The organism is Nocardia xishanensis NBRC 101358 (assembly GCF_001613365.1).
In the GTDB taxonomy this organism is placed as follows: Bacteria; Actinomycetota; Actinomycetes; order Mycobacteriales; family Mycobacteriaceae; genus Nocardia; species Nocardia xishanensis.
Window position 1 is genome coordinate 21129 of sequence record NZ_BDCF01000053.1, and the last position, 23628, is coordinate 44756.

20 protein-coding genes are annotated in these 23628 nt (G+C 69.4%); 4 read left to right on the forward strand and 16 right to left on the reverse strand.

What is annotated here, in order from left to right; genetic code table 11:
• Positions 1–48: 48 nt before the first annotated feature.
• The 3 genes from NX1_RS29370 (at position 49) to NX1_RS29380 (ending at position 3382) form a co-directional block, all read left to right on the forward strand.
• On the forward strand, positions 49–255 hold the full coding sequence (locus NX1_RS29370) for a hypothetical protein (RefSeq protein WP_068066522.1): 207 nt from the start codon (positions 49–51) through the stop codon (positions 253–255).
• A gap of 223 nt (positions 256–478) precedes the next feature.
• Complete coding sequence (locus NX1_RS29375) at positions 479–1978, forward strand: sulfatase family protein (RefSeq protein WP_068066449.1); 1500 nt, start codon at positions 479–481, stop codon at positions 1976–1978.
• 180 nt (positions 1979–2158) lie between these two features.
• Positions 2159–3382: an oxygenase MpaB family protein gene (locus NX1_RS29380; protein WP_068066452.1), complete on the forward strand. Its 1224-nt coding sequence runs from the start codon at positions 2159–2161 to the stop codon at positions 3380–3382.
• 277 nt (positions 3383–3659) lie between these two features.
• Here NX1_RS29380 and NX1_RS29385 read toward each other — a convergent pair whose 3' ends face one another.
• From NX1_RS29385 to NX1_RS29395, 3 genes are all read right to left on the reverse strand, one after another.
• Positions 3660–4697 (reverse strand): esterase/lipase family protein, encoded by a 1038-nt coding sequence (locus NX1_RS29385; RefSeq protein WP_245668722.1) that lies wholly within the window; start codon positions 4695–4697, stop codon positions 3660–3662.
• Positions 4698–4773: 76 nt separating this feature from the next.
• Positions 4774–5436: a PadR family transcriptional regulator gene (locus NX1_RS29390; RefSeq protein WP_068066458.1), complete on the reverse strand. Its 663-nt coding sequence runs from the start codon at positions 5434–5436 to the stop codon at positions 4774–4776.
• Between the two features lie 157 nt (positions 5437–5593).
• Positions 5594–6160 (reverse strand): TetR/AcrR family transcriptional regulator, encoded by a 567-nt coding sequence (locus tag NX1_RS29395; protein WP_068066461.1) that lies wholly within the window; start codon positions 6158–6160, stop codon positions 5594–5596.
• A 72-nt stretch (positions 6161–6232) separates the two neighbouring features.
• Between NX1_RS29395 and NX1_RS29400 the strand changes: the two genes are divergently transcribed.
• Positions 6233–7078 (forward strand): NAD(P)H-binding protein, encoded by an 846-nt coding sequence (locus NX1_RS29400; protein WP_068066464.1) that lies wholly within the window; start codon positions 6233–6235, stop codon positions 7076–7078.
• A 97-nt stretch (positions 7079–7175) separates the two neighbouring features.
• On the opposite strand, the gene NX1_RS38195 is transcribed toward NX1_RS29400, so the two are convergent.
• The 13 genes from NX1_RS38195 to pyrR all read right to left on the reverse strand — a co-directional run bounded on the left by NX1_RS38195 (position 7176) and on the right by pyrR (position 23624).
• Positions 7176–9854, reverse strand: coding sequence for a primosomal protein N' (locus tag NX1_RS38195; protein WP_245668723.1), 2679 nt, complete (start codon positions 9852–9854; stop codon positions 7176–7178).
• 66 nt (positions 9855–9920) lie between these two features.
• Positions 9921–11132, reverse strand: coding sequence for a methionine adenosyltransferase (metK, locus tag NX1_RS29410; RefSeq protein WP_068066467.1), 1212 nt, complete (start codon positions 11130–11132; stop codon positions 9921–9923).
• Positions 11133–11377: 245 nt separating this feature from the next.
• Positions 11378–12607, reverse strand: coding sequence for a bifunctional phosphopantothenoylcysteine decarboxylase/phosphopantothenate--cysteine ligase CoaBC (coaBC, locus tag NX1_RS29415; protein WP_068066470.1), 1230 nt, complete (start codon positions 12605–12607; stop codon positions 11378–11380).
• A gap of 74 nt (positions 12608–12681) precedes the next feature.
• On the reverse strand, positions 12682–12957 hold the full coding sequence (rpoZ, locus tag NX1_RS29420; RefSeq protein ID WP_068066473.1) for a DNA-directed RNA polymerase subunit omega: 276 nt from the start codon (positions 12955–12957) through the stop codon (positions 12682–12684).
• Between the two features lie 104 nt (positions 12958–13061).
• Positions 13062–13643 (reverse strand): guanylate kinase, encoded by a 582-nt coding sequence (gmk, locus tag NX1_RS29425; RefSeq protein ID WP_068066476.1) that lies wholly within the window; start codon positions 13641–13643, stop codon positions 13062–13064.
• Positions 13644–13651: 8 nt separating this feature from the next.
• Entirely contained in the window at positions 13652–13972 is a 321-nt protein-coding gene (mihF, locus tag NX1_RS29430; RefSeq protein ID WP_040708330.1) for an integration host factor, actinobacterial type, read from the reverse strand.
• A gap of 625 nt (positions 13973–14597) precedes the next feature.
• Positions 14598–15422, reverse strand: a complete 825-nt coding sequence (pyrF, locus tag NX1_RS29435) for an orotidine-5'-phosphate decarboxylase (protein WP_068066479.1) — start codon at positions 15420–15422, stop codon at positions 14598–14600.
• Between the two features lie 248 nt (positions 15423–15670).
• Positions 15671–19003 (reverse strand): carbamoyl-phosphate synthase large subunit, encoded by a 3333-nt coding sequence (gene carB, locus NX1_RS29440; RefSeq protein ID WP_068066482.1) that lies wholly within the window; start codon positions 19001–19003, stop codon positions 15671–15673.
• The gene (gene carA, locus NX1_RS29445; RefSeq protein WP_068066485.1) at positions 19003–20115 is read right to left on the reverse strand and encodes a glutamine-hydrolyzing carbamoyl-phosphate synthase small subunit; all 1113 of its coding nucleotides are present in this window, start codon (positions 20113–20115) and stop codon (positions 19003–19005) included. The genes carB and carA overlap by 1 nt, the downstream gene beginning before the upstream one ends.
• Positions 20112–20609, reverse strand: coding sequence for a PH-like domain-containing protein (locus NX1_RS29450; RefSeq protein ID WP_068066488.1), 498 nt, complete (start codon positions 20607–20609; stop codon positions 20112–20114). Before NX1_RS29450 ends, carA begins: the two co-directional genes overlap by 4 nt.
• On the reverse strand, positions 20609–21919 hold the full coding sequence (locus NX1_RS29455) for a dihydroorotase (protein WP_068066491.1): 1311 nt from the start codon (positions 21917–21919) through the stop codon (positions 20609–20611). The genes NX1_RS29450 and NX1_RS29455 overlap by 1 nt, the downstream gene beginning before the upstream one ends.
• 107 nt (positions 21920–22026) lie before the next feature.
• The gene (locus NX1_RS29460; protein ID WP_068066494.1) at positions 22027–22986 is read right to left on the reverse strand and encodes an aspartate carbamoyltransferase catalytic subunit; all 960 of its coding nucleotides are present in this window, start codon (positions 22984–22986) and stop codon (positions 22027–22029) included.
• Positions 22983–23624 (reverse strand): bifunctional pyr operon transcriptional regulator/uracil phosphoribosyltransferase PyrR, encoded by a 642-nt coding sequence (gene pyrR / locus NX1_RS29465; protein ID WP_068066497.1) that lies wholly within the window; start codon positions 23622–23624, stop codon positions 22983–22985. The genes NX1_RS29460 and pyrR overlap by 4 nt, the downstream gene beginning before the upstream one ends.
• Positions 23625–23628: the final 4 nt, after the last annotated feature.

The following is a 23628-nucleotide window of genomic DNA, read 5'->3' on the forward strand; positions in this document are numbered from 1 at the left end:
GTGCGCATCGGGCGGAAAAGGCGCAGAATGGACGTCAGGAAGGTCGTCATGGGCGCGATAAAAGGTCTGCTCAATCTGGTGTTGGGACTGGTGACGGCCGTGCTCGGCACGGTCCTCGCGTTGGTCGCCGCCGTGGTGTGGATTCTGGGCGCGGTGCTGTGCGTGACGATCCTGCTGATTCCGCTCGGGCTCCCCGTCATCAGGCTCGGCAGCCGCCTGTTCGGCCTCGCCCGGCAACTCATGCACCTCCCCTGACGCAACTCCCGGTCGTCGGCGCCGCGGCTCGCGGGCACCCACTCATCCGGGTATTGGATGGCGATGTCGGCGGTCCCATGCGCTGCCAACCACTTTCGTTCGCGGTCGCATCTGCCGTCTGGCCCACATCCGATGATGCGGATCTCACCCAGGTCCTTGACTGACACTTCATTCGTACATGACGATATCGTCAGTCATTGCTTCTTGGGAGGTTTCGTCACATATGTCCGAACGACTTACGCTCGGCCGTCGCGAGGTGCTGGCCCTGATGGCGGCCGTTCCGGCGCTGCCGGTACTGGCCGCCGCCCCGAGCGCGGGCGCGGCGCCCGGCGCCCGGCGGCCGAACATCCTCGTCGTCATGACCGACCAGGAGCGCGCGGATGTAACTCTGCCATCGGGATTCACGCTGCCCGCCCGCGCCCGGATAGCGGCGGCCGGCGTGCGTTTCGCCATGCACCACACGTCGACCGCGCCGTGCTCGCCCGCGCGGTCGACGTTCTTCACGGGGCGGCAGGCGCCGGTCACCGGCATGCACGACAACGTGCGTGGCAGTGAGCCGATGGGGGCGCTGCTCGGCGCGATGCAGGCATTCAGCCCCGATCTCGACACCGCTATACCTACGCTCGGGACGGTCCTGCGCCAGGCCGGGTATCGCACCGCCTACATCGGCAAGTGGCATCTGTCCGACCCGGTCGGCCCGGAGCTCACGGCGCTGTCGCCGTACGGGTTCGACGAGGCGCTCGACATCCTGTCCGGCGGCGGACCGAACGAGGGTCTGCACGAGGACCCCGTGGTGGTCGACCAGGCGACGGACTGGTTGCGGCGCCATGCCGCCGGCTCCGGGCCTTGGCTGTGCGTGGTCAGCATGGTCAACCCGCACGACATGATGTTCTGCCCGCGCTTCTACCGGCTCGAAGACGTCCCCGACTACGGAGCCGACGTCCCGCCGAACTTCGAATCCGACTTGTCGACCAAACCGCGCGTGCAAACCGCCTGGCGCGCGGCCAATTCCGTGGTCGGCGGCGCGATGCCCGACACCGTGACCTCCCCGCTCGGCGAGCGACAATGGCGGCAGTGGGGCAACTGGTACCTCGAACTGCTGCGCCGCACCGACGAGCTCGTCGACCGGGTACTGACCGCTCTCGACGACAGCGGCGCCGCCGCGGACACGGTCGTCGTCCAGGTCTCCGATCACGGCGAACTCGGTGGCGCCCACGGACTCCGGCAGAAGGGCGCCATGATCTACCGGGAGAACAACCGCGTCCCGCTGGTGATCGCCGACCCGCGCAACCCCGGCACACACGGCACGACCGCCACCAGTTTGACCTCGCACATCGACCTGGTGCCCACCCTCGCCGCACTCGCCGGAGCGAACCCGGCGGCACTCGGCGCGATCGCGGGCCGCGACCTGACGCCGCTACTGGCCGATCCCACCCGGACGGTCCGCGAGGCGATCCTGCTGACCTCGGACGCCAAATCCAGCGGCGGCCTGCTGCCAGGAGTGAACTACTGCCTGCGCGGCGCGATCACCTCGCGGTACAGCTTCGCCCGATACTCCGCGCCGGGGAACATCGACGGTCCACGCTCGAACTTCGAATACGAACTCTACGACCGCCAAGAGGACCCGCTGGAACTGCGCAACCTCGCCCACGACGGCGGCGCGCGGAATCTGGTGGCGGAGCTGAACGATCTCGTGGATTCGCTTTCCGCGCGGGAGCTCTGACGCGAGCCGGTTGCAACGCCGCGAAACCCGCGGACCTGTCGACTCCCCACCACCTCACTCTTTGGCAAGGGTTATTGCCAAAAACTTTGTTCTGGTAGAGGATCTTGCCAGAAGGTGCGAAGCGGTGTGCGCCGCCCGACCGCACTTGTGCTGGCACCCACCTCGAAGGAGAGAGTGACCATGGATTCGACCATCCCGAGTCGGCACCCGGCCGCACCGAAAGCCGTCCCCGGCCCCGGCCTGAGGCTGGTCGCGGGGGCGCTCGGCCTGCGCAAACCGACCCCGGCCCAATTCCAGGAGCTCGGTGCGGCATTGAACGTCGGCGACCGGCCGATGGACGAGCTGGTGGACTGGATGTATCGCGAAGGGATGGCGACCACTCGGCCGCTGTTCGAGCGCGCGCTTCGCGAGGGAATCGCGACGGTGCCGCAGGCGCCAGGCCCGTTGCGCGAGTTCTTCGACTACGTCGAAGCGGCACCGGGCTGGGTGGACTGGGACAAGATCCGGCACGCCGAACGCGTATTCGGTGTCGTCGGCCGCGACGGGCTCTACGCCGCACGGGATATGTCGTTCCTGGGCGGATACCTGGCCTCCGGTTTCAACAAAACGCTGCTTCGCACAGGAGCTTTGGAGAAGGGACCCGCCAAGCGTTTCGCGGAAACCACGCAGTGGGCGATGGACGTCGCCTCCGACGGCGGCATGCTGCCGCAGGGCGCGGGTTATCGCGCCACGGTGCACGTGCGGATGATCCACTCGATGGTCCGCCGCCACGTCGCGGCATTGCCGGATTGGCGCGGCGAAGAATGGGGATTGCCGATCAACCAGACCGACATGGCGGCCACCCTGGTCGGCGCCCTGATCGCGCCCATGGTGGGAGCCATGGGGATGGGGCGGCTGGTCACACCGCGCGACGCCGACGCCGCGGCGCACCTCACCCGGTATGTCGGCTGGCTGATGGGCGTGGAAGAACGCTTCCTGCCCAACGACTTTCGCGACAGCGTCCGCATCCTCTACCACACGATGACGGCGATCACCCATCCCGACGAGACGTCGCCCCAGCTGGCGCTGCCGATGCGCGACGAACCGCTGGGCTGGCACTACCCCTACCTCGCCGGATTACGCCGGCGTATCGCGCGCTCCCAGCACCTGTCGATCGCCACCATGTTTCTGGGTCCGGCCGCGATGCGGAAGCTGGGCCTGCCCGCCTACACCTTGCCGTGGTATCCCCTGCTGCGCATACCGTTCAACCTCGCCCAGTCGATATGGACCCGCGCCGTGCCGGGACGATTCGAGCGCGCCGCCGTTCGAGGACGCGCGGCGCAGTTGGCGTTCATCCGCACCCTGACCGGCATGGACGCGGCGGTCATCGGCGACTCCGCGCAGCACATCGGACACGCCGCCTGAACCACACACGCACGTGGACGCTCCGGCGGCGCACGCGTCCACGTTCGGGTGATGTAGCGAAACCACAACAGCCGCAGGCAGAATCAGCGACTCGATCGTCCGCTCGCCGCATCGAGCAGAACAGCCCGACGACACCGGCCGAAGCGCGGCTGCCGATGATTCGGATTGCCAGGCAGCACCGCGCCGCGGCCGAGAGCGCAGCGGGGCGACGGGATTCGCACCCCGTCCGCCCCGCTTCACCCACTGCCGGGCGGCTCCCCCCGCCCGGCAGCTTCGATCAGGAATTGCCCGCGATGATCACCTGTGGGATGCCGGTACCGAGCGCGACCGGCTCACAGGTCGGCGTGGGGGCGTGCTCGGGATCGAGCGCCTGCAGCACCAACTCCTGCACGAACGGGTCGTAGACCATGTGGAAGTGGCCGGTGAGGTTGTCCGGGCACAAGTCCTGCACGACGAGGTTCTCCGCGCCCGGCCCGCGCAACGCGATATTGCTGAACGGCTGGATCATCTCGTCGACCCGGCTGCCGATGGTCACGTAGCGCACCCCGGGCACGGTGTCGCCGCCCGCGTTGAGTTCGAGCATGATCGGCGAACCTTGCGCCTGCTGCACCGCCGCGGTCGAGGTGACCTTCGCGAAGACGTCCAGCGCACCCGGAATCACCTGCGCCACCGGCACCAGCCCGTACATCACGCCGCCGTAGGTCGGCGAGGCCACGCCGACCCACTTGCCCACCTTGGCCGCCCCGCCCAGCTTGTTGGTGTAGTACCGCGTCACGTTGGCGCCCTGGGAGAACCCGACGAGATCCACCTCCGCCGCGCCGGTCGAGTCGAGCACGAGGTCGACGAACTGGCCGATCTGGTAGGCGCTGGCTCGCAGGTCCTCGGTGCCGTAGGTGTCCGCGCCGGGCGCGCCGCCGTAGTTCGGCGCGAAGACGCAGAATCCCGCCGCGACCAGCTGAGGTCCGATGGCCGACCAGTCGGAATAGGCGGTGGAGTCGGTGCCGTGCGCGAGCACCACCGGCCGGGGGTGGGCGGCCGTGGGACGGCAGCCGAAGTCGTTGGTGCCCATCGGCGTAGCGTTCTTGTGCTCCCTCAGATGCCGCGCGGCGGCGAGGTGGTCGGGCTGCGGCGGCGCGCCCTCGGTCGGCACGTCGGGCGGACGGACGACGGCCGGTTCGGCGATGTCGGCCGGATCGGCGGCGGCGGTCGTCAGACCACCAGCACCGATCAACGCCCCTGCCGCGAGCGCGCACGCCATAGCGACGCGACCCAACTGTGATCTACCCCAACCCCACGAACCATACGGCTGTTCCATATCACAATGATCTACCCCATCGGCTCGAAAATCGCACGCCCACGGGCCATTTCGTGATCATTACTATTCGGTAGCATTACTTTTCCGCATCGTCCTCGGCGAGGATGCGATAGAGCGAACGGCGGGTGTCGTTGAGAATCTCCGCCGCCTTCGCCGCCTGTTCCGGGGTGCCGACCGCGGCCACCTGAGCCACCGCGCCCATCACCTGACCGACCAGACCGCGTAGGTCGATGGCCTGTGCGCCGACGTCCGCCTTGACCTCGGCCCATGGATCGCCGAGCTCGTCGCGGTGCGCGGTGACGTACTCGGTACCCGCCTCGGTCAGCTTGGCGGTCTTGCGCCCGGCGACCTTCTCGATGAGCACCAGGCCCTCGTCCTCCAGTTGCGCCAGCGCGGGGTAGATCGATCCGGGGCTCGGCCGCCAGACGTCGTCGCTGCGTTCGCGGATCTGCTGGATCAGTTCGTAGCCGTGCATCGGCCGCTCGGTGAGCAGCAGCAGCACGGCGGCGCGCACATCGCCGCGCCTGCCGCGGCCGCCGCGACCGCGACCACGACCGAAGTGCGGGCCGTAGCCGGGCCCGAAACCAGGGCCGAAGCCCGGCCCGAACTCGGGACCGAAGCCGTGCCTCACGCCGCGCCGGTGATGCCGGCGATCGGGGCCGAACTCTCCGCGACCCGGCTTCCGCCAGCGGCCGCCGCGGCCGAAGTCCCCGCTCTGCATGTTCTCGATGTTCTCCATAGAAGCCTCCTCGGGCTCTCGTGTTCGCTTCACGCTATCGACGATATATCGGCAATGCATCGAACGCAAGAGTGTTTCGAAGCATTCCCACCCCCGCGAAACGACTCGGGCGCGCCCGGCACCACATGGCGCACGGGCGCGCCCGATGCGCGCGTCACTACAGCGAATCGATCCAGGCCTGGAGCCTCCTACCTTCCGCGGCCATCAGCTCGGGATCACGAAAGGTATTGGTCAGCACGGAAATTCCCTGATACGAGGCAATGAGCGCTACCGCGAGCTCGCGCGCGTCGGCGCGGCCGATTTCCGCGAACTGCCGCTCGGCCCAGTCCACCAGCGTCCGCATCACCTCGGCGGCCCGCCCCTCCAGCGGATCGGGACGCTTGTGCAGTTCGGCGGTGAGGGAGCCGAAGGGACAGCCGTACCGGACGGCCGCCTCCCGCTCGTCGACCCAGCCCTGAACCAGCGCCTTCAGCCGCCCCCGGGGCGCCGCGAGGCCGTCCAGAGCCGCGATCAGCTCGTCCAGCCCGCGCGCGTGCGCGCCGATGACAGCCTCGAGCAGCTGATCTTTGGTCTTGAAGTAGTAGTACACATTGCCAACGGGCACCTCGGCGGTGCGCGCGATATCGGCGATCGTGGTCTTCTCGATGCCCCGCTCGTAGAACTCGCGCACCGCCGCCTCGACCAACCGCTCGCGCTTGCCCGCCTTCTCGACTGAGTTAGTCACACAACTAACTATAGACAGCCGGGCGATCCTCGGCTAGGTTCGTTTTAGTCAGCCAACTAACTAGGAGTGCACATGATCGTGGTGACCGGGGCGACCGGCAATATCGGACGCTCGCTCGTACCGCTGCTCGCGGCGGCGGGCGCCCAGGTGACGGCCGTTTCGCGCGGTATCGGCGGCGTCGAGCTGCCCGAAGGAGTCCTCGGTGTCGCGGCCGATCTCGGGGATCCCGCGAGCCTCTCCCCCGCTCTCGCGGGCGCGAAGTCGCTGTTCCTGCTGCTCAGCGGCGAGCAATTGATGACGGGACCGGAACCGGAGGAAGTCCTCGGCGCGGTCGCGGGCGCGGGCGTGCGGCGCGTGGTCTTCGTGTCCTCGGTCGGTACGCAGACCCGGCCGGAAGCCGCGGGCTACGACCGACTCCGCGCCTACGAGAAGGCACTTCGCGCGTCGGACCTGGAATGGACCATCCTGCGGCCGGGCGGCTTCTTCAGCAATACCTACGCGTGGGCCGAGTCGGTGCGGACCGAGAGCGTCGTCGCCGCGCCCTTTGGATCGGTCGGCCTGCCGTCGGTGGACCCGGACGACATCGCGGCCGTCGCCGCCGCGGCGCTCCGCGAAGACGGGCACGCCGGACGGATCTACACCCTGACCGGACCCGTGCTCAGCACCCCGCGCGAGCAAGCCGCTGCGCTCGGCGCCGCACTCGGCACCGAGGTCCGCTTCGTCGAGCTCACGCCCGCGCAGGCGCGCGAGGGCATGCTGCGCTTCATGCCGGAAGCGGTCGCCGACCACACGCTGGAGATTCTGGGCGCACCCACGCCCGGCGAGCTGCTGGTCAGCCCGGACATCGAGGAGGTGCTGGGCCGACCGGCGGGCACGTATGCCGAATGGGCCGAACGGAATCGGGCCGTCTTCGCCTGAGGGTATAGGGATCGAAGGGAGTCGAGGGGCCGGATCGTGCGGGCCCCTTCGACACCGTCTGTCCGCAGGCGCGGACGTGGTCCGCGCGTCAGAACGATCAGCCGATGTCGATCGGGTCGATCTGGACGCGAAGAGGGGCGTCGGAGCGGTGGGTGCTGCGGACGGCTTGTGCGGCGGTGAGTGCGCGGGAGAGGGCGGCCCCCGAGCGGCGGGGGACGCGCAGCAGCATGCGTTCGACTTCGGCGGGGGAGTCACCGGCGAACGGTTTGCGGGCGGTGGCAGGCAACGGGACCGGACCGAGCACTTCCACGTCGGCGGGAAGGTCGGCGGCGGAGAGCAATTCGTCGATGGCATCAGTAGCGCCGTCCACCGCGGCCAGCCGGACCGCGGGCGGGAAACCGACCTCGGCGCGTGCGTCGACTTCGGCGCGTGCGTGCCCGAGCGGGTCCCAGCGCACCAGTGCCTGCACGGTCGGCAGGGACGGTTCGGCCATCACCACGACCTGACCGTGCGGGCGCACCAGCGCGGCGGCCGACATCCAGCGCCGCAGCGCGTCCTCGGCGGCCCGCAGATCCGCGCGACTCAGCAGCGCCCAGCCGTCGAGCAGGAGGGCGACACCGTATCCGCCGCGCACCACCGGTTCCGCGCCGACGGTGGAGACGATCACCTGCGGTCCCGGTTCGACGGTGTCCAGCACCGTGCCGCCGCCGGAACCGCGGATCGGCACGCTTGGGAAGGCGCGGCCCAGTTCCTCTGCGGTGCGCGCGGCGCCGATCACCACGGCGCGCAAGGCGCGGGAGGCGCAGGCCGGACAGCGGAAGGCGGTTTCGGTGATGCCGCACCAGCGACAGCTCGGGCTGTGGGCCTCGGCGCGGTCGCCGGTGCCTTCCGGGAGCGCCAGCGGCCCGTTGCAATGCCTGCACCGCGCGGGCGTGCGGCACTTCGCGCAGGCCAGCGCGGGGACGTAACCGCGGCGCGGCACCTGCACCAGCACCGCGGCGCCCTCCTTCAGTGCCGCCCGCGCGGCCGCGAACGCCACGGCGGGGATGCGGACGGCCCGCGCCACCGGATCGCGCTCCAGCGCGATATCGCTGTCGCCGGGAGCGCTGATCCGGGGCGCGGCCTTGCGCAGCACCGAGCGATCGGCGACGAGGTCGTGCGCCCAGCCGGAATCGACCACCGCCTGGATCTCCGCGGTGCGGGCGAAGCCCGCCGCGACGAACGCCGCCCCGGTCTCGTGCACCCGCAGCATCGACACCTCCCTGGCGTGCGGGTAGGGGGCGCGGGGTTCTGCGTAGGTGTCGTCGCCGTCGTCCCAGATCGCGATGAGACCCAGATTCGCGGCGGGCGCGAACACGGCGCTGCGCGTGCCGACCACGACCCGCGCACTGCCGCGCAACACCGCGAGCCACCGCCGGTATCGCGCGGCGGGTCCCAACCCGGCCGTCAACCCGACGGCCGAATCACCCACCAGCCGAACGCATTCCGCGAGCACGCGAGCCAGATCCCGCTGGTCGGGCACCATCAGTATCGCACTGCGCCCCGCGGCGACCACGGTCGCGGCCAGCTCGGCGAGCCGTCGCGCCCAGTCCTCCCCTGGCATCGCCTGCCACGCCGCGCGTACCCCTTTGCCTTGGCCCAGCGCCGCGAGGAACGCACCACCGTGGAGGTAACGCTCCCATGGCGCGGTGTCGAAGGACGGCTCGGCCAGCTCGGATGCCCTGTCGGACAAGGGGTTCGGGATGGAGTCGTCACTCGTGCCGTCGACGGCGATATCGACAGGCGCGTCGGCGCCGGATTCGTCGAGTGCGCGATGGTCGGCATCGATCCCTGGCGGGACGGCGAGGGATGCCCGAGAATCGTTCTCGTCGGCGGTACCTCGGAACTGCCCTATGGCGGAAGCGTGCGCGGCCACTCGCGCCGAATCGAACGTCTCCAGACGGCCGATCGAATCGTCTGATACAGAGCCGCTTTCGGTACCCCGCGTCGACGCGCCGTCGACGTCGGGACCCGGAACGTTCTGCCGCAGAGGCTTTGAATCGACGACACCGGTCACGGGGGCATCGGTCGCCTGTTCGACTGCGGACGAATCGTCTGGTACAGAGCTGTTTTCGGCGATTCGCATCGATGCGCTGTCCGTGTCGGGACGTAAAGCTTTCTGCCGCATGGGTTTCGAATCAAATATCGCAGTCACGGGGACATCGGTCGCCTGTTCGACTGCGGACGAATCGTCTGGCACAGAGCCGTTTTCGGCGATTCGTACCGGCGCACTGCCCGTATCGGGTCCGAGCGCATCCTGCTGCGCGAGTTCTGGATCGGAGACGGCCCGCGAGGGCGAATCGGTTGTTTCGCCCGCGGACGACTCCTCCGGCGCGGGATCGGCGGCAGCCGTCTTCTTGGTCCCCCCGTTCTCCGTCCGCGCGTGCCGTGGCGGGATGGCCAAGCGCAGGACATCGGCGCGGGTGCCCGCGTAACGGGCGGCGATGGCGGTCGCCAGGCGCAGGATCTCGGGCGTGAGGACTCGTTCCGACGAGACGACGCGCTCGAGCTTGACGAGTTTGCCGCCGTGCTCGCTGTGGGTGAGGCGGGCGAGCAGGTAGCCGTCGACGAGACGGCCGGCGAAGCGCACCCGCACCCGCACGCCCGGTTGGGCGATCTCGTCGAGTTCAGGGGGCACCAGGTAGTCGAAATCGCGGTCCAGGTGCGCGGGCGTCAACAGCGGAAGCACCCGCGCGATGGGTCGCGCGGGTGCTTCCGCTGTTGTCGTCGTTCCCACGGACACATCATCCGCGGGGGTGGCGGACAGGCCCGCCGTGGGTCGGTTCACTCGGACCCGGTCGGCCTACAGACCGGCGGCCGCGCGCAGCTTGTCGGCGCGGTCGGTGTGCTCCCAGGGCAGATCGACATCGGTGCGGCCGAAGTGGCCGTAGGCCGCGGTCGGCGCGTAGATCGGGCGCAGCAGGTCCAGGTCGCGGATGATGGCGCCCGGACGCAGGTCGAAGACTTCGGTGATGGCGCTCGAGATGCGCTGCGGGTCGACCTTCTCGGTGCCGAAGGTCTCGACGAACAGACCGACCGGCGCCGCCTTGCCGATGGCGTAGGCGACCTGCACCTCGACCCGGTCGGCCAGGCCCGCGGCGACCACGTTCTTGGCGACCCAGCGCATGGCGTACGCGGCCGAGCGGTCGACCTTCGACGGGTCCTTGCCGGAGAACGCGCCGCCGCCGTGCCGCGCCATGCCGCCGTAGGTGTCGACGATGATCTTGCGGCCGGTCAGGCCCGCGTCGCCCATCGGGCCGCCGAGCACGAACTTGCCGGTCGGGTTGACCAGCAGCCGGACGTCGGCGGTGTCGAGGGCGGGGAGGTTCAGGTCGGCGAGCACCGAGTCGAGAACCTTCTCCCTGATGTCAGGGGTGAGCAGGTTGTCCAGGTCGATGTCGGCCGCGTGCTGGGTCGAGATGACCACCGTGTCCAGGCGAACCGGCCGGTGACCGTCGTATTCGATGGTGACCTGGGTCTTGCCGTCGGGACGCAGGTAGGGCAGCACGCCGGACTTGCGGACCTCGGTCAGCCGCCGCGAGAGCCGGTGCGCGAGCGCGATCGGCAGCGGCATCAGCTCGGGGGTGTCGGTGTTGGCGTAGCCGAACATCAGGCCCTGGTCGCCCGCGCCCTGCTTGGCGATCTCGTCGTCGGTGCCGCCGACGCGCGCCTCGTGCGAGGTGTCGACGCCCTGCGCGATGTCCGGCGACTGGGCGCCGATGGCGATGTTGACGCCGCACGAGTTGCCGTCGAAACCCTTTGCGGACGAGTCGTATCCGATCTCGAGGACCTTCTCGCGGACGATGCGCGGGATGTCGGCGTAGGCGGAGGTGGTGACCTCGCCCGCGACGTGGACCTGACCGGTGGTGACGAGCGTCTCCACGGCGACCCGGCTGCGCGGGTCTTCCGCCAGCAACGCGTCGAGGATGGAATCGCTGATGGCGTCACAGATCTTGTCCGGATGACCCTCGGTCACGGACTCACTGGTGAATAGGCGGCTGCCAGACGTGCGCACAGTTGTTCCCTCTCCCTCAACGGGTTTCTCGTATCGGATGGCCACAGCGACAGTAATGCGATACCGCCGTCGCGCAACCCTTCATCTCAGACTATTCCAAACCCTGGACGCGGCGAATCCGCCGGTTATCGCCGTCTCAGACTATCCGGGACCGCGGCGGCCGCGGCGCACATTCGCGCACCACGCCGACAGCCGAGGCCCGATCCGATCGTTCGGCGCGGCAACGGAATTCGATCGCGTCCAACTTACTTGGCGCGCAACAGCGGACTCAGCGCGTCAAGCACCCTGCTGGCGAGCAGCGCCTTCGACCCGTGGTCGAGGGCCTGTTCGGTGCCGTCGGCGCCGAGCAGCCAGCCGTCGTTGGTGTCGACCTCGAAGGCCTTGCCCTCGCCGACCGCGTTGACCACGAGCAGGTCGCACCCCTTGCGGGCCAGCTTGGCGCGCGCGTGGGTGAGCACGTCGCCGTGCTCATCGCCGGTCTCGGCCGCGAAACCGACGATGGCTGTGCCGGGCAGCTGACCGTCGCGCCGCGACTGCACCAGCCCGGCGAGGATGTCGTCGGTCTTGGTCAACGGGATGACGTCCGGCTCGCCCGCGCCCTTCTTGATCTTGGCCGCGGCAACGTTGGTCGGCCGGAAATCGGCCACCGCCGCCGCCATGATCACCGCGTCGGCGCCGACCGCGTGCTTCTCCACCGCGGTCTTGAGCTGTTCGGCGGTGGTGATGTGCACCAGGTCGACGGCCGCGGGCGCGGCCATCTCGATCGTGTTGCCCGCGATGAGCGTGACATGCGCGCCGCGCTGCGCGGCGACCCTGGCCAGCGCGTAGCCCTGCTTGCCCGAGCTGCGGTTGCCGAGGAAACGCACCGGATCCAGCGGCTCCCGCGTACCGCCCGCGGTGATCACCACGCGGCGGCCGGCCAGATCCCGCGGAATGGCGTCGGCGCGCTCCAGGAGCAGGGCGGCCAGACCGAAGATCTCCTCGGGCTCGGGCAGCCTGCCGGGGCCGGTGTCGGTGCCGGTGAGGCGCCCAGAGGCGGGCTCCATGACCGTCGCGCCGTGCCTGCGCAGCGTCTCGACATTGGCCACGGTCGCCGGGTGCTCCCACATCTCGGTGTGCATCGCCGGCGCGAAGAGCACCGGACATCGCGCCGTCAGCAGTGTGGCGGTGAGCAGGTCGTCGGCGCGGCCGTGCGCGGCGCGCGCGATCAGATCGGCGGTGGCGGGGGCGATGACCACGAGGTCGGCCTCCTGCCCCAACCGAACGTGCGGGACCTCGGGCACGTCCGTGAACACGTCGGTGTGCACCGGGTTCCCGGACAGCGCCTCGAAGGTCGCCTTGCCGACGAACTGCAGCGCCGACTCGGTGGGAATCACCCTGACCTCGTGCCCGGTCTCGGTGAAACGCCGGACGAGCGCACAGGCCTTGTAGGCGGCGATCCCTCCGCTGACACCGACGACGATGCGTGTGGTCACTACGCCTCCGTGGGCTCTTCCCCGGCCACGCGGGGGGTTCGATACTGCGGCATCACGCGCGGACGCGAGACGGGTTACTCGCCCTCGGAGTGCTCGAGCAGGTCGGAGTGGATCTCGCGCATGGCCACCGACAGCGGCTTCTCCTGCAGACCCGGCTCGACCAGCGGACCGACGTACTCGAGGATGCCGTCGCCGAGCTGGTTGTAGTAGTCGTTGATCTGGCGGGCCCGCTTGGCGGCGTAGATGACCAGCGCGTACTTGGACGACGTGCGCTCGAGCAGTTCGTCGATCGGCGGGTTGGTCAGGCCGATCGGGGTGTCGTACGCGGGCGCGGTCTTGGTGTCGCTCACTGGTGAGGCTCCTGCGGGTTGTCGTTGGGAAAATCAGCGGGCAATCGAGCGCGCCACGTCAGCGCCCTTGTCCCGGCCTGGACCGGGACGCGGGTGTTCGGCGACTACCTCGAATTTGTGCTAACGAACAACGATACCAACTGCTCACAGGCGCTGGTCACCTCGTCGTTCACGATGACGATGTCGAACTCGTCACATGCCGCCAGTTCGGTTCTCGCGGTCTGCAGCCTGCGCTCGATCACTTCCGGCGATTCGGTGCCGCGCGAGGTGAGCCGGGAGACCAGTTCGTCCCAGCTCGGCGGGGCCAGAAAGACCAGAAGAGCGTCCGGCATCGCCCGGCGCACCGAGCGCGCGCCTTCGAGATCCACCTCGACGAGCACGGGCATGCCCGCGTCGATCGCCTCGCGCACCGGCCCGGCCGGGGTGCCCGACCGCTGCAGGCCGCCGTGGATGTCCGCCCATTCCAGGAGTTCGCCCGCCTCGATCATGGCGTCGAACTGCTCACGGGAGACGAACCGGTAGTCGAGTCCGTCGACCTCCCCGGGCCGCGGGGCCCGGGTCGTCGCCGACACACTGAAGACCAGTTCGGGCAGGCGTTCCCGCACGCACCGCACGACCGTGGATTTGCCTACGGCCGAGGGGCCGACCAGTACTACCAGCCGACCCTTCCGCGTGTGTTCGACCACCCTCGTCGTCAGGCGTCGAAGTCGAAGCGGGCGAGCAGCGCCTTGCGCTGCCGATCGCCGAGTCCGCGCAGACGGCGGGTGGGGGCGATCTCCAGCTCGGTCATGATCTCGGCCGCCTTGACCTTGCCGACCTTGGGCAGGGCCTCCAGCAGCGCCGACACCTTCATCTTGCCGAGGATCTCGTCGGTCTCGGCATCCTTGAGGACGCTCTTCAGGTCGGTGCCGCCACGCTTCAAGCGCTCCTTGAGCTCCGCCCGAGCGCGGCGAGCGGCAGCCGCCTTCTCCAAAGCAGCGGCGCGCTGCTCGTCAGTCAGCTGGGGAAGGGCCACGGTTCCTCCGTCTCATCGTTCATTGCTTGATCTACCGCCGGTAACCCGCGCGGTCTCAGCGACCGTACCCACGACGTCCGCCGATTGCGAACTCACCCCCCAGGTCAGCGCATGATTCTGCATGCCCTAGGGGCGAGCCGGACCGGATGCGCGTCGCGCTCCGGGCGCTGCGGTGATCGTACCGCCGAATCTCGGAAACGCCCTGCTACCAGCGTTTTTTCGAAGCATTCCAGAGTTAGCGGAGCAGTTGCGGTGACGCATCTCGACGTGTCAGCAATCGGGCAGGCTTCCGACCAGGAAGTTTCTGGAAATTTCCCGCGTGTCGCGCAATTCGTCCGCGTGTCGGATCGAACATGTGTCTCATCGAATGGGATCGAACACCCTCGCGAACGACGAAAAGCCCCGGCGCACCACGTCCGGGGCAGGCGATCGAGTTGTCAGGCACAGCGTGCCGCTGAATCGCCGTCTGCGCGATTCACCACACGTCACCCGGGTTTCCCCGCGCGGAATGCTTGTAAACCCCGCAGAATCGCCCCCAGACACCGCGAAGCGGCCCGCGGGTTCGGTCGGTACCGAGCCCGCGGGCCGCAACATGACTCGAGCGAAGAATCCGGCGTCGCGGAATTCAGCGTCGCAGGAAGGCGAAATCTTCCTGCAGTGCGCCGACCCTGGCACGCAGTGCCGAGACCGAGGGCCCTTCGCGCAGCACTTCGCGCGAGACGTTCGGCACCACCGCATCGAGCATCGACTCGGGCACCAGCTCGCGCACCGACTCGGGTCCGCCGCCCTGCGCCCCGACGCCCGGCATCAGGATCGGGCCGTTCAGGGCGGACAGGTCGGGAGCCTCGGCGAGGGTGGCGCCGACGACGACGCCGACCGATCCGAAGCCGTCGCCCGCGTTGCGCGCGGCCGCCTCGTCCACCATCGTCTGCGCGATGCTTCGCCCGTCCCCGCCGCGCGCCAGCTGCACCTGCGCCCCTTCGGGATTGGAGGTGGCGGCCAGCACGAAGACGCCGCGATGGTTGGCCTCGGCCAGCGACAAGGCGGGCGCGAGCGAACCGAATCCCAGGTACGGCGAGACCGTCACCGCGTCCGAACCGAGCGGCCCGTCACCGAGCCAGGTGCGCGCGTAGGCGTCCATGGTGGAGCCGATGTCGCCGCGTTTGGCGTCGGCCAGCACCAGCGTCCCCGACGCGCGCAGCACCTCGACGGTGCGTTCCAGCACCGCGATGCCCGCCGAACCGTAGGCCTCGAAGAACGCCACCTGCGGTTTGACGAGCGCGACGGTGCCGTCGAACGCCTCGACGCAGATCTCGGCGAACTTCTCCACACCCTCGGCGCTCTCGGGCAGGCCCCAGGCCGACAGCAGCTGCGGGTGCGGATCGATGCCGACGCACAGCGGCCCGAAGTGGTGCATCGCGTGCCGCAGCCTGGCACCGAACGTTTTCATCGAATCTCCTGTGTTGTCGGCGCGCCGGGGCGCGCTGGTTCGCGGCCCTTCATGTCTCGCGGCCCGGCGATCGAGACTCGCGCTGCGCGCATGCGCTTCGATCGCCGGGCCGCGAGACGGCCGCGAACGGTCGCTCGTAAGACTCGCTCCGTGCGGGGCCGGTCGAGATGCTCCGTCACGTCGGGTTCGGTGCTTCCGATCCACCTATCCGACGTCGCCGGAACTTGCATGCCGACCAGCCCACACCCTCAGCCGCGCAGCGACGAGTGCAGCTCCTGCAGGGACCGCACGCCGATACCGCCGTTGATGCTGGCCTCGATGCCCTGCACGGCCGCGGCCGCGCCCTGCACCGTGGTGATGCACGGGATGTTCACGCCCACCGCGGCGGTGCGGATCTCGTAGCCGTCCACGCGCGGGCCCGAGTTGCCGTAAGGGGTGTTGAACACCATGTCGACTTCGCCGTCGCGGATCTGCTCCACGATGGTCGGCTCGTCGGCCTTGCCGTCCTCGGAGTGCTTGCGCACCTGCTCACACGGAATACCGTTGCGGCGCAACATTTCCGCGGTGCCCTCGGTGGCCAGGATGCGGAAGCCCAGATCGTGCAACCGCTTCACCGGGAACACCATGGCCCGCTTGTCGCGGTTGGCGATCGAGACGAAGACCGTGCCCTCGGTGGGCAGCGAGCCGTAGGCCGCGGACTGGCTCTTGGCGAAGGCGGTGCCGAAATCGGCGTCGATGCCCATCACCTCGCCCGTCGACTTCATCTCCGGGGAGAGCAGCGAATCCACGCCGCTGCCGTCGGCGCGACGGAACCGATGGAACGGCAGCACCGCTTCCTTCACCGCGACCGGAGCGTCGAGCGCGACGTGTCCGCCGTCGCCCTCGCTCGGCAGCATGCCCTCCTTGCGGAGTTCGGCGATGGTGGCGCCCAACATGATTCGCGCGCAGGCCTTGGCCAGCGGCACCGCGGTGGCCTTGGAGACGAACGGAACCGTGCGGCTGGCCCTCGGGTTGGCCTCGAGCACGTAGAGCACGTCGTCCTTGAGCGCGTACTGCACGTTGAGCAGGCCCTTGACGCCGATGCCCTTGGCCAGCGCGATCGTCGAGCGGCGCACCGCCTCGATGTCGCTGCGGCCCAGGGTGATCGGGGGCAGCGCGCAGGCCGAGTCGCCGGAGTGGATGCCCGCTTCCTCGATGTGCTCCATCACGCCGCCGAGGTAGACCTCCTCGCCGTCGCAGAGCGCGTCGACGTCGATCTCGATGGCGTCCTCGAGGAAACGGTCGACCAGCACCGGGTGCTCGGGGTTCAGCTCGGTGGCGCGGGAGATGTAGCCCTCGAGGGATTTCTCGTCGTAGACGATCTCCATGCCGCGCCCGCCGAGCACGTAGGACGGGCGAACCAGCACCGGGTAACCGATGCCCGCGGCGATCTTCTTGGCCTGCTCGACCGTGGTCGCGGTGCCGTACTTCGGCGCGGGCAGCCCAGCCGCGACGAGCACGTCACCGAACTCGCCGCGGTCCTCGGCCAGGTCGATGGCCGCCGCGCTGGTGCCGACGACCGGGACACCGGCGTCGGTGAGCCGCTGCGCCAGGCTCAGCGGGGTCTGTCCGCCCAGCTGCACGATGACGCCCGCGACGGTGCCGGACTCGCTTTCCGCGTGGTAGACCTCGAGCACGTCTTCGAAGGTGAGCGGCTCGAAGTAGAGCCGGTCGGCCGTGTCGTAGTCGGTGGAGACGGTCTCCGGGTTGCAGTTGACCATCACCGTCTCGTACCCGGCCTGCGACAGCGTCTGCGCCGCGTGCACGCACGAGTAGTCGAACTCGATGCCCTGGCCGATGCGGTTCGGGCCGGAGCCGAGGATGATCACCTTCTCGCGCTCGCGCTGCGGCGCCACCTCGGACTCCGCGGCGGGATCGAGCTCGTAGGCCGAGTAGTGGTACGGGGTCTTGGCCTCGAACTCGGCGGCACAGGTGTCGACCGTCTTGAAGACCGGACGCACGCCGAGCCGGTGGCGCAGCGCGCGCACGCCGGTCTCCCCCGCCAGCTCCGGCCGCAGCGCGGCGAGCTGACGATCGGACAGACCGTAGTGCTTGGCGCGGCGCAGCAGGGGCTCGTCCAGCACGGGCGCGTCGAGGATCTCCTGACGCAGCTCGACCAGCCCGGCGACCTCGGCGACGAACCACGGGTCGATGCCGGAGGCAGCGGCCACGTCCTCGATGCTCGCGCCGTAGCGCAGCGCGCGCTCGACCTGGTAGATGCGGCCCTCGATGGGCGTGCGCAGATCCGCCAGGATCTTGTCGATCGCGCCCTGCGCGTCACCGTCGGCCGGGGCCCACTTGCCGTCGTCCATGGTCCAGAAGCCGGTCGCCTTGGTCTCCAGCGAGCGCAGCACCTTGCCGAGCGCCTCGGAGAAGTTGCGGCCGAGCGACATGGCCTCGCCCACCGACTTCATGGTGGTGGTCAGCGTCGGGTCGGCGCCGGGGAACTTCTCGAAGGCGAAGCGCGGCGCCTTGACCACGACGTAGTCCAGGGTCGGCTCGAAGCAGGCCGGGGTTTCCTTGGTGATGTCGTTGACGATCTCGTCCAGCGTGTAGCCGATGGCCAGCTTGGCCGCGATCTTGGCGATCGGGAAGCCGGTGGCCTTGGAGGCCAGCGCCGAGGACCGCGAGACGCGCGGGTTCATCTCGATGACGATCAGGCGGCCGTCGCTCGGGTTCACCGCGAACTGGATGTTGCAGCCGCCGGTGTCGACGCCGACCTCGCGCAGGATGGCGATGCCGAGATCGCGCAGCTTCTGGTACTCGCGGTCGGTGAGCGTCATCGCCGGGGCGACGGTCATCGAGTCGCCGGTGTGCACGCCCATCGGGTCGACGTTCTCGATCGAGCAGACCACCACGACGTTGTCGCGGCCGTCGCGCATGAGCTCGAGCTCGTATTCCTTCCAGCCGAGGATGGACTCCTCGATCAGGACGTTGGCGGTCGGCGAGGCGGCCAGACCGCCGCCCGCGATGCGGTCGAGGTCCTCGTCGTTGTACGCCATGCCGGAGCCGAGGCCGCCCATGGTGAAGGAGGGCCGCACGACGACGGGGAAGCCCAGCTCGGCGACCGTCTCGCGCACCTCGTCCATGGTGAAGCAGACCCGCGAGCGGGCGCTCTCGCCGCCGACCTTGGCGACGATGTCCTTGAACTTCTGCCGGTCCTCGCCGCGCTGGATGGCGTCGAAGTCGGCGCCGATCAGCTCGACGTCGTACTTCTCCAGCACGCCGCGCTCGTGCAGCGCGACGGCGGTGTTCAGCGCGGTCTGCCCGCCGAGGGTGGCCAGGATGGCGTCGGGACGCTCCTTCGCGATGACCTTCTCGACGAACTCCGGCGTGATCGGCTCGACGTAGGTGGAGTCGGCGAACTCGGGGTCGGTCATGATCGTCGCCGGGTTGGAGTTGACCAGCGATACGCGCAGGCCCTCCGACCTGAGCACCCGGCACGCCTGCGTGCCGGAATAGTCGAATTCACAGGCCTGGCCGATGACGATCGGGCCCGAGCCGATCACCAGGATGTGGTGTAGATCCTCGCGGCGAGGCATCAGGCTCCTTCCATGAGACCGGCGAAACGGTCGAACAGATATGCGGCGTCGTGGGGACCGGCGGCGGCCTCCGGGTGGTACTGCACGGAGAACGCGCGGCCGTCGAGCAGGCGCACGCCCTCGACGGTGCCGTCGTTCGCGCAGACGTGGCTGACCTCGGCCTTACCGAACGGGGTGTCGAACTGCTCACCCTGCTCGCCCTCGAGGGCGAAGCCGTGGTTCTGCGCGGTGATCGAGATCCGCCCGGTCTCGTGCTCGACGACCGGGACGTTGATGCCGCGGTGGCCGAACTTCATCTTGTAGGTCTTGCGGCCGAGCGCCCGGCCCAGGATCTGGTTGCCGAAGCAGATGCCGAACAGCGGCAGTCCCTGCTCCAGCACGCCCTGGGTGATCGCGACCGCGCCGTCCTGGGTGGCCGGGTCGCCGGGACCGTTGGACAGGAAGACGCCGTCGGGCTTCAGCTCGCGGATCTGGTCCAGGGTGACGGTCGAGGGCACCACGTGCACGCGCATGCCGCGCTGGGCGAACATGCGCGGGGTGTTGGTCTTGATGCCGAGGTCGACGGCGACGACGGTGAAGCGGCGCTCGCCGGTCGGTTCGATGGTGTAGACCGAGTCGGTGCTCACCTCCTCGGCCAGGTCGGCGCCGAGCATGGACGGCTGACCGTTGACCCTGGCCAGCAGCGTGTCGGCGTCGGCGAGGGCGGGTCCGGAGAAGATGCCCGCCTTCATCGAGCCGCGGGTGCGCAGGTGGCGCACCAGCGCACGGGTGTCGACGCCCGCGATGCCGACGATGTCTTGGCGCCGCATCGCGTCGGGCAGCGTGGTGGTCGCGCGCCAGTTCGACGCCCGCCGCGCGGGGTCACGCACCACGTAGCCCGCGACCCAGATCTTCGCGGACTCGTCGTCCTCGTCGTTCCATCCGGTGTTGCCGATCTGAGGCGCCGCCGCCACCACGATCTGGCGGTGGTAGCTGGGATCGGTCAGAGTCTCCTGATACCCGGTCATCGCGGTGCAGAACACCGCCTCGCCGAGCGTCTCGCCCACGGCGCCGTAGGCGGTGCCGCGGAACACCCGGCCGTCCTCCAGCACCAGCGCAGCCGCTTCGTTCACGTTCTGTCATCTCCCGTCATCGTCCTGGCCCACGCCGGGTACACCGTCTTGTCGTCACCTCGGAAACCGGTGTCTATCTCGGTTCCGGTCGGCAGCTTCCAGCGAATTACCAGCACACCATCTTCCGTCATCACTTTGCCCGCGTGCCCGCGTTCGGTGCGCACCGCCGTGATGGATTCGTGCGGAATCCAGATCACCGTGGCCCCGTCGCGCTCGAGCAGAATTCCCCGCTCGAACCGGGTGAGTTCCGCCGTGGCGCGGAAACCCAGGTCGCCCACCGCGATCCGGTCCTGCCAGCTGGGCGCGATGGTGCTGCCGAGATACATCCCGGTGGTCGGTTCCAGCACCTGAGCGCCGAGCTCGGCGGGCACCGGCGGCAGTTCACCGATTCGCGCCTGCTGACGCGCCGCGCGGTTGCGCCAGCCCAGGTACATCAGCCAGAGGCCCAGCGCGAACAGCGCGAGGCACCCGACCACCCACAGCGTTCTCTCCATCAAGAACCTCCTGTACCCAAGCCGACCGCCTTGCCGTCGCGGGCGGTCACCCGGCCGCGCAGCAACGTCGTCGTCACCTTGGCCGGGAAGGTCATCGCCTCGAACGGCGTGTTGTTCGAGATACTGGCCAGCTCGGCGGCGCGCACCGTCCAGGCGGCGTCGGGGTCGACCAGGGTGAGGTTCGCCGGCTCGCCCACCTCGAGGGGGCGGCCGTGGTCGTCGAGTCCGACGATCTGCGCGGGACGCTCGCTCATCACGCGGGCGACGCCGCGCCAATCCAGCAGTCCCGGACGCACCATCGTCTGCACGATGATCGACAGCGCGGTCTCCAGCCCGAGCATACCGGGACGGGCCACCGCGAATTCGCAGCATTTGTCCTGTTCGGCGTGCGGGGCATGGTCGGTCGCCACGCAGTCGATGACGCCATCGGCCAGCGCCTGCCGCAGCGCCGCGGCGTCGGAGGACTCGCGCAGCGGCGGGTTGACCTTGTTGACCGCGTCGTAGGTCTCCAGCCGCGAGTCGTCGAGCAGCAGGTGATGCGGCGTCACCTCGGCGGTGATCGAAATGCCTTGGGATTTCGCCCATTTCACCAATTCCACGGTGCCTGCCGTGGACGCGTGGCAGATGTGCACGCGCGCGCCCGCGTCCCTGGCGAGCAGCGCGTCGCGGGCGACGATCGATTCCTCGGCGGCGCGCGGCCAGCCCGCCAGACCGAGCCGGGCCGCGGTCGGGCCCTCGTGCGCGACCGCGCCCTTGGTCAGCCGCGGCTCCTCCGCGTGCTGGGCGATGAGCACGCCGAGGGAGTTCGAGTACTCCAGCGCGCGGCGCATGATCAGCGGGTCGTAGACGCAGTGGCCGTCGTCGGAGAACATGCGCACCGCGCCGACCCCGGCGGCCATGGTGCCCATCTCCGCGAGCTGCTTACCCTCCAGGCCGACCGTCACCGCGCCCACCGGGAACACGTCGACGAGGCCGACCTCCTGACCGCGGCGCCAGACGTGGTCGGTGACGACCACCGAGTCGGCGACCGGGTTGGTGTTGGCCATGGCGAACACGGCGGTGTAGCCGCCGAGCGCGGCCGCGGCCGAGCCGGTCTCGATGGTCTCGGTGTCCTCGCGGCCCGGTTCGCGCAGGTGGGTGTGCAGGTCGACGAAACCGGGCAGCAGGATCTGGCCCTTCGCGTCGATGATCTCGGCGTCGACGATGCCCAGATCGGTGCCGATCTGCCGGATCTCGCCGTCGGCGACGAACACGTCGACCGGCCCGCCCTCGCCGTAGATCAAGGCCCCCTTGATCAACAGCCCACTCATGCTGTACTCCTTTCGGCCTGAGCGGGGGCTCTCCGTGGTTACGCGAGCTGCCTCCTCCGAGCCCTGACCGCTCACGCCGGGCGTCACCTTCCGCTCGTCGTTCCCGTTCATGCCACCGCCTCCTGCGCACCGACCAGCAGCCGGAACAGCACCGCCATGCGCAGGTGCACGCCGTTGGTGACCTGCTGCAGGATCGCGGCCTTCGGCGAGTCCGCGACCGCGGAGGCGATTTCCATACCGCGCAGCATCGGGCCGGGGTGCATGACCACCGCGTGGTCAGGGAGCAGTGCGAGCCTGCGCTCGGACAGCCCGTAGCGCACCGAGTACTCGCGCGCCGAAGGGAAGAAGCCGCCGTTCATGCGCTCGGCCTGCACGCGCAGCATGAGCACCGCGTCGGCGCCTGGCAGTTCGGCGTCCAGGTGGTGCGAGATCCGGGCGGGCCATGCTTCGACGCCGATCGGCAGCAGCGTGCGCGGCGCGACGAGCACAACCTCGGCGCCGAGGGTGTTCAGCAGGAAGACGTTCGAACGCGCGACCCGGCTGTGCAGGATGTCGCCGACGATCACCACCCGCTTGCCCTCGATGTCGCCGAGGCGCTGGCGCAGTGTCAGCGCGTCGAGCAGCGCCTGGGTCGGATGTTCGTGCATGCCGTCGCCCGCGTTGACGATCGCGGGACCGGAGGCCCGGCCCTCGGCGCGGGCCCACCCGTCCATCCAGTGCGCGATCTGGTGCGCGGCGCCGGAGGCCGGGTGACGCACGATGAGCGCGTCGGCGCCCGCGGCGTGCAGAGTCAGCGCGGTGTCGCGCAGCGATTCGCCCTTCGACACCGAAGAACTGCTCGCGCTGACGTTGATCACGTCGGCGCTCATCCACTTCCCGGCGACCTCGAAGGACACCCTGGTGCGGGTGGAGTTCTCGTAGAACACCGTCATGACGGTGCGGCCGCGCAGGGTCGGCAGCTTGTGTACCTCGCGACCGAGCAGCGCCTGCTCGAAGCGCTCGGCCTCGTCGAGCAGTTCGGTCGCGGCGGCGCGGTCCAGATCGGTCACGCTCAGCAGATGTCTCACGCCTCGGCCTCCTGGTGCAGATAGACCCCGTCGCGGCCGTCGTGTTCGGTGAGCAGCACCGAGATGTCCTCCGCCCTCGAAGTGGGCACGTTCTTGCCGACGAAGTCGGCGCGGATGGGCAGTTCGCGGTGGCCACGGTCGATGAGCACGGCCAGCTGCACCGATCGCGGGCGGCCGAGATCGCGCAAACCGTCCAGCGCCGAGCGCACGGTGCGGCCGGAGAACAGCACGTCGTCGACGAGCACCACGAGCGCGTCCTCGATGCCGCCGTCGGGCACCGACGTCCGCTCCAGCGGGCGGTGCGGGCGACTGCGCAGATCGTCGCGGTAGAGGGTGATGTCGAGCGAGCCGAGAGCCGGGCGGACGCCGGAGAATTCCTCGATCTTGTCGGTCAGCCGGGCGGCCAGGGTGGTGCCGCGAGTCGGGATACCGATCAGCACCACACGCGGCGAACCGGCCTCGTCGGAGTCCAGCGCGGTCTTCTCGATGATCTGGTGCGCGATACGCGCGATGGTCCGGCCGACGTCGGAAGCCGACAACAGCTCCCGCCCCGTCGCCACCCATTCGGGTGTGTGCCGCTGAGATTGCGTCGTCTCGGCAGCGCCGGACTTGGCGGCCCGATCTCCGGGCACGGCCATGCCG

Excerpts from the sequence above, each read along its gene's own strand:
- NX1_RS29385 (WP_245668722.1), bottom strand. The coding sequence starts at position 4,697 with ATGGAACAGCCGTATGGTTCGTGGGGTTGGGGTAGATCACAGTTGGGT.
- NX1_RS29455 (WP_068066491.1), bottom strand. The coding sequence starts at position 21,919 with ATGAGTGGGCTGTTGATCAAGGGGGCCTTGATCTACGGCGAGGGCGGG.
- carB (WP_068066482.1), bottom strand. The coding sequence starts at position 19,003 with ATGCCTCGCCGCGAGGATCTACACCACATCCTGGTGATCGGCTCGGGC.
- NX1_RS29450 (WP_068066488.1), bottom strand. The coding sequence starts at position 20,609 with ATGGAGAGAACGCTGTGGGTGGTCGGGTGCCTCGCGCTGTTCGCGCTG.
- NX1_RS29375 (WP_068066449.1), top strand. The coding sequence starts at position 479 with ATGTCCGAACGACTTACGCTCGGCCGTCGCGAGGTGCTGGCCCTGATG.
- pyrR (WP_068066497.1), bottom strand. The coding sequence starts at position 23,624 with ATGGCCGTGCCCGGAGATCGGGCCGCCAAGTCCGGCGCTGCCGAGACG.
- NX1_RS29380 (WP_068066452.1), top strand. The coding sequence starts at position 2,159 with ATGGATTCGACCATCCCGAGTCGGCACCCGGCCGCACCGAAAGCCGTC.
- NX1_RS29400 (WP_068066464.1), top strand. The coding sequence starts at position 6,233 with ATGATCGTGGTGACCGGGGCGACCGGCAATATCGGACGCTCGCTCGTA.
- pyrF (WP_068066479.1), bottom strand. The coding sequence starts at position 15,422 with ATGAAAACGTTCGGTGCCAGGCTGCGGCACGCGATGCACCACTTCGGG.
- NX1_RS29370 (WP_068066522.1), top strand. The coding sequence starts at position 49 with ATGGGCGCGATAAAAGGTCTGCTCAATCTGGTGTTGGGACTGGTGACG.
- NX1_RS29390 (WP_068066458.1), bottom strand. The coding sequence starts at position 5,436 with ATGGAGAACATCGAGAACATGCAGAGCGGGGACTTCGGCCGCGGCGGC.